This window comes from Arthrobacter sp. P4_F10, from assembly GCF_056401435.1.
In genome coordinates this window covers 35916-41915 of sequence record NZ_JBFUJJ010000028.1, presented here as the reverse complement: position 1 = coordinate 41915, position 6000 = coordinate 35916, and the positions used below count along the sequence as shown (strand labels likewise).

Below are 6000 nucleotides of genomic sequence, written 5' to 3'. Positions count from 1 at the left end.
CGACCAGGCTGTGGACCTGGACGCGGTGGAACCGCTGAAGCACCTCCTGCGTGTGGCTGATCTCCTTGGCCCGGCGAGCCGCGTCCCAGCCGAGCGGGCCCGAAAGTATATCGGCAACTTCGTTCAGCAGTTCCCCGGTCACGAGTCCCCGGAAGGCCAACGAGGTGCGGCGGATGAGGACGTCCACGAGGTGTCCGACCTGCTCGTGCGCCGCCATGAACTCCAATTCACGCGTGCTGAGTTCGCGTGTTGAGTGCAGCAGCCTGTCCGGCGCACCTGCCCGGTCCGCATCCAGGAAACGGATGACTTCCTCGGCGCGGGTCCCGTAGCGGGTCAGCAGCCCGGTAACGCGGGCGGCGTCGCGGCCGGCCGACATGTGGGCCTTGATCCAGCGCTGGATGCCGTCCTCGCTGTCAGGGAACCCGGCGCCGCCGCCGATGGCGAGCTTCGCCGTCGAGACCTTCCGTTCCATGCCGAGTTCGGCCAGGACGTCGTTGCTCAGGTGCTCGGCGAGGGCCCGGAACGTGGTCCACTTGCCGCCCACGAGGCTGAGGACGGCCCCGCCCGCCGCCGCACGGCGTTCGATCCGGTAGTCCCGGCTGACGAACCCGGGCTGGGTGGCGTCATGCCTCGGAAGCGGGCGCACACCGGAGAACGTGTAGACAATCTGTTCCCGGTCCACGGGGATGCCCGGGAACACGTGGCCGATCAGGTCAAAGAAGTAGTCGATTTCCGCCTCGGTGCAGACGGCGTCCTGGGCCATGTCGGCGTCGACGTCGGTGGTGCCGACCAGGACGCGGTCCCCCATCGGATAGATCAGCACGATCCGGCCGTCGGTGTGTTCGAAGAAGATTTCCCGGCCGTTGCACGCCGCGAGCAGCTCCGGATGGTCCAGCACGATGTGCGAACCTTTGGTTCCGCCCATGAACGACGACGCCGCCCCCATCGCCTCGTTGGTCAGGTCGACCCAGGCGCCGGTGGTGTTCACGATGACGTCGGCGGTGAAATCGAACACTTCGCCGGTCTGCTCGTCGCGCAACTGGACTGTGGTTCCGGTTCCGGTGGTGCCGGTCCCGCTTGTGGCGGCGCCCGCGTTACCCGGCGAGAGGAACGAGACGTAGTTGCTGGCCCGGGCCATGCCGCCGCCGGCCTTCTCGCCGTCCTGGAGCACATCCAGGGTGAGGCGCTCGGGGTTGTGGACCGAGGCGTCAAAGTAGGTGGCCGCGTATTTGATCCCGGGGTGCAAGCGGGGCAGCTCGGCGAGGGCGCGCTTGCGTCCGCGGAACTGGTGGCGCGGAACCGTGCCGCCGTCGCGGGAGAAGAAGTCGTACATGCTGAGGCCGAGCTTGATCAGGAACGCTCCGCGCTCGGTGTGCTTGCCCTGCTTGTGGGTGAGGAAGCGCATCGGGGCGGCCAGGACTCCGGAGAAGGTGCTGAAGATCGGGATCGTGGTCTGCAGCGGTTTGACGTAGTGCGGTGCGATCCGCAGGAGCCTGTTGCGTTCGACCACGGACTCCTGGACGAGGCGGAACTCGCCGTTTTCGAGGTACCGAATGCCGCCGTGGATCATGTGGGAGGAGGCGCCACTGGCTCCCTGGCAGTAATCGCCGCGCTCAACGAGCGCCACGTCGACGCCCTGCAGCGCCAGGTCACGGAACGTGCCCACCCCGTTGATGCCGCCGCCGATGATCAAAACCTGCGCGTGCCGCCGCGTCCGCAGCTTCTGCACCGAGGCGCGATCGTTCGCCGCTGTGCCGACTGAGTCCTTCTGTCCCAAAACTGCTCCCTTGGGTTTGGTTCTGTGCGGCACGCCCGTGGCGCGGCGCCGTTCAACACTATTCTTTGGACTAATGGAAAATGGAGTCAAGCACTATGCACAAACGTGCAGACGGGAAATTTCATGACGCATTCACGCCAGTCCGACGCCCTCCGCGCGGCCCAGCTGTATTACCTCCAGGACCTGACCATGGACGCCATTGCCCGCGAGCTCCGGACGTCCCGGTCCACGGTTTCGCGGCTGTTGGCGGCGGCACGCGATTCGGGTCTGGTGCAGATCCAGATCCGCAGCCCGCTGGACACCGGGCCCGAACTCGAGGGAATGATTCGCGCCGAATACAAGGTGGATGTACATGTTGTTCCGGTGGTGGACACCCTCAATGAGGCGGAAACACTGGACCGGGTGGCCATGCAGGCCGCCCGGACGATCGGACCGCTGGTGGACTCCAACGCCACCATCGGCGTCGCGTGGGGCTCCACCCTGAGCGCCGTGAGCCGGCACCTGACCCGCAAGATCACCCACGACAGCGTTATCGTCCAGCTCAACGGCGCCGGCAACATGCAGACCACCGGCATCACCTACGCCTCCGACATCATGCGACGGTTCGGCAGCGCCTACGGTGCACGGGTGGAACAGTTTCCCGTGCCGGCCTTCTTCGACCACGCCGCGACCAAAACGGCCATGTGGAATGAGCGCAGTGTTCAGCGGATCCTGGAGCTGCAGGCCCGGATGAGCATCGCGATCTTTGGTGTCGGATCGGTCGACGCCGACTATCCCAGCCACGTCTACGCCGGCGGCTACCTCGATGAAGACGACTTGAGCGTCCTCGCGAACTCCGATGTGGTGGGTGATGTTGCCACGGTTTTCTTCCGCGCTGACGGGTCCTCGGACGGCATCACGCTCAACAAGCGGTCCACCGGCCCGGACCTGGCCCAGCTCCGCCAGGTGCGGCGCCGCATCTGCGTCGTGTCCGGAGCCTCCAAAATCAACGGGCTCCGGGGCGCCCTGGCAGCAGGACTGGCCACCGACCTGATCCTGGATGAGGCCAGCGCCCGCCGGCTCGTCCGGTTCGACGGACTGTCCTGAGCGGCCGCGGTGCGCGGCGACCGATGCGGCCGCCGGCACCCGCGGTCCGTCGCTCGCCAGCGCCAGTAGGTAAAGTCATTGTCATGAAACTCTCCTCCCAGCTGACCCTGAACAACGGCGTATTGATCGACCGGCTGGGATTCGGGCTGTACAAGGTCCCCCCGGCCGACGCCGCCAGCCTGGTGACCATGGCGGTCGAGGCCGGCTACCGGCACTTCGACACCGCCGCCATGTACGGCAACGAGACCGGCGTCGGCAAGGGAATCGGTGCCCTGTCCGGATTTGAGGGCACGGGCGGAGGCCCCGGGGAAACCGCCCCCTACGTTTCCCGCCAGGACCTCTTCGTCACCACGAAGGTCTGGAACGACGACCACGGCTACGACGCCACGATGCGGGCGTTCGACACCTCCATCTCCAACCTCGGCCTGGAATACATCGACCTCTACCTGATCCATTGGCCGTGCGCGCGCCGTGGCCTGTTCCCGGAAACATACCGGGCCCTGGAGACGCTGTACCGCGAGGGCAAGGTCCGGGCGATCGGCGTCTGCAACTTCCAGCCGCAGCACCTGGACCGGCTCCTGCAGACAGCGGAGGTGGTACCCGCCGTGAACCAGATCGAGCTTCATCCCTGGCTGCAGCAGGACGAACTGCGGGAACAGCACGAGGTCCTCGGCATCCGTACTGAGGCGTGGAGCCCCCTGGGCCGCGGCCAGGTGCTGAAGGACCCCGTGATCCTGGCCCTCGCCGCCGAACACGACCGCACCCCGGCGCAGATCATCCTCCGCTGGCACCTGCAACTTGGCAACATCGCCATCCCCAAGGCCAGCTCGTCCGGGCGGATCCGCGAAAACTTTGAGGTTTTCGACTTTGAGCTCACCCCGCTGGACATGTCGGAGATCGGCGGCCTCGAACGCGGATTCCGGACCGGCTCCCACCCCGACAACGTCGCATAGGATTCGAACCAATGGAACAAGTGGATACCGGGTCCTCACGCACGCCCCTGTTCAGCGGCGGACTTGACGCCCGCACCCGTGCCGCGTCCGTCGAGGTTGACGGCGCCCGGATCGCGTACTGGGTGTACGAACCCGTCCGCGTCACCCCGGAGACCCGCACCATCCTGGTGGTACACGGTTTCCGCGGCGACCACCACGGCCTGCTCCGGGTAGCGGACCAGCTGACGGACATGCGCCTGATCATGCCGGACCTKCCGGGCTTCGGCAGCTCGGCAGCCTTCGAGGGGACCGGGCACAGCGTTCGTGCCTACGGCAGTTTCCTCGGCGATTTCATGGCCGCGCTGGGCCTGGGCGCGGATACGGTCCTGCTGGGACATTCATTCGGGTCGATCATCGCCAGCCACTTCGTGGCAGCCAATCCCGGCGCCGTGGCCGAACTGATCCTGGTCAATCCCATCGCGGCGCCCGCCCTTGAAGGGCCCAAGGGCCTGATGACGAAGCTTGCCGTGCTGTACTACGAGGCTGCGGCGCGCCTTCCCCAGCGGCCCGGACTGGCCCTGCTGCGCAGCCAGGCGATCGTGCGGGTGATGAGCGTGACCATGGCCAAGACCGGGGACAAGGACATCCGCCGGTTCGTGCACGCCCAGCACAGCGCCTACTTCTCTTCGTTCGCGGACCGCGACAGCCTGCTTGAGGCCTTCAAGGCCTCGGTCGGCAGCAACGTCAGTGAGGTGGCCAGCGAACTGACGTTGCCCGTGCTGCTGATCGCGGGAGAGAAGGACGAGATCGCCATGCTGGCGGACCAGCACAAACTCGCGGCGCGGCTTCCGGACGGGAAGCTGGAAGTCATTCCCGGCGTCGGGCACCTGATCCACTACGAAACCCCTGAACCGGCAGCCCGCTACATCCGACGCTTCCTAAAGGACCACGCCGCATGAAGATTCTCATTGATGCCCGCTTCACCCGGCTGGACCAGCACGACGGCATCAGCCGCTACGGCGCCAGCCTGATCGCGGCGGCCGCCAAGATCGCCGACGTCTCGATGCTGATCAGCGACCCCCGCCAGCTCGCGCTCCTGCCCGATGTCCCGTACACCGTGATCAACAGCCCGCTGTCCCCGGCCGAGCTCTTCGTGGCCGCAAGGGTCAACAAGCTCGGCGCGGACGTGGTGGTGTGCCCCATGCAGACCATGGGCAGCTGGGGCCGGAAGTACGCCCTGGTGCTGACCCTGCACGACCTCATCTACTACGAGCACCCCGCCCCACCCGGGTTCCTGCCAGCCCCCGTCCGGATCCTGTGGCGCCTCTACCACAAGGCCTTCTGGCCCCAGCGGGTCCTGCTGAACAGGGCGGACATCGTGGCAACCATCAGCTCCACCACGGCGGCCCTGATATCGAAGTACCGGCTCACCCGGCGTCCCGTCAGGATTGTCGGCAACGCCCCCCAGCACGGCCACACACCGCGCGACCCCGGGGCGGGGGCCGACAAGACGCTGCTCTACATGGGTTCGTTCATGCCCTACAAGAACGTGGAAACCATGGTCCGCGGCATGGCGGAACTCCCGGACATGACCCTCCACCTGCTCAGCCGCATCACCCCGGAGCGGCGGGCCGAGCTCGAGGCGCTGGCCCCGCAGGGCGCAAACATCGTCTTCCACAACGGCGTGACCGACGCCGAGTACGAGGCCCTCCTGGCGCGCACCACCGCCCTGATCAGCCTGTCCCGGGCCGAGGGCTATGGCCTGCCGCTCGTCGAGGCCATGTCGCACGGCACGCCTGTGATCGCCAGCGACATCCCGATCTTCCGGGAAGTCGGCGACGACGCCGTCAGCTACGTGCATCCCGACTCGCCGTCGGAGTTTGCCGAGGCAGTGCGCGAGCTCGAAGACCCCGCACTGTGGAAGGCCCGTTCAAGCCGCTCAGTGGAGCGGGCCGGCGACTTCAGCTGGGACGAGTCGGCACGGCGGCTCGTGGCCGTCGCCGAAGAGGCCGTCGCGCTCCGGGGCCGCCCTCGCAACCGGAAATAGCCGGGACGGCTGTCAGTCGCCGGCGCGGAGGGCCACTCCGCGCCGCACCCGCATCGAGGCCGGGATGACGCCGGGGGCAGCGCGTCGAGGAGCACCCATTTGCCGCAGAGGGCCGCAATGGGAGCCGCCATTCCGGCCAGCTGTGGCGAATGGCCGTT

General features: G+C 67.1%; 5 protein-coding genes. 4 read left to right on the top strand and 1 reads right to left on the bottom strand.

All coding sequences use genetic code 11. The features are described from left to right. Positions 1–1777, bottom strand: a 1777-nt coding sequence (locus tag AC1DR1_RS19100; RefSeq protein WP_476993088.1) for a glycerol-3-phosphate dehydrogenase/oxidase, incomplete at its 3' end; no start/stop codon positions are given. A gap of 123 nt (positions 1778–1900) precedes the next feature. On the opposite strand from AC1DR1_RS19100, the gene AC1DR1_RS19095 reads away from it, so the two are divergent. The 4 genes from AC1DR1_RS19095 (at position 1901) to AC1DR1_RS19080 (ending at position 5842) form a co-directional block, all read left to right on the top strand. Continuing rightward, a complete protein-coding gene (locus tag AC1DR1_RS19095; protein ID WP_476993087.1) occupies positions 1901–2863 on the top strand; it encodes a sugar-binding transcriptional regulator in 963 nt (320 codons plus the stop codon). 83 nt (positions 2864–2946) lie between these two features. Beyond that, positions 2947–3816, top strand: coding sequence for an aldo/keto reductase (locus tag AC1DR1_RS19090; protein ID WP_290369397.1), 870 nt, complete (start codon positions 2947–2949; stop codon positions 3814–3816). 11 nt (positions 3817–3827) lie between these two features. Next, positions 3828–4754 carry an alpha/beta fold hydrolase gene (locus AC1DR1_RS19085; protein WP_229995424.1) on the top strand — a complete coding sequence of 309 codons (927 nt, stop codon included), beginning with the start codon at positions 3828–3830 and terminating at the stop codon, positions 4752–4754. Then, positions 4751–5842: a glycosyltransferase family 4 protein gene (locus tag AC1DR1_RS19080; protein ID WP_476966318.1), complete on the top strand. Its 1092-nt coding sequence runs from the start codon at positions 4751–4753 to the stop codon at positions 5840–5842. Before AC1DR1_RS19085 ends, AC1DR1_RS19080 begins: the two co-directional genes overlap by 4 nt. Positions 5843–6000 lie beyond the last annotated feature (158 nt).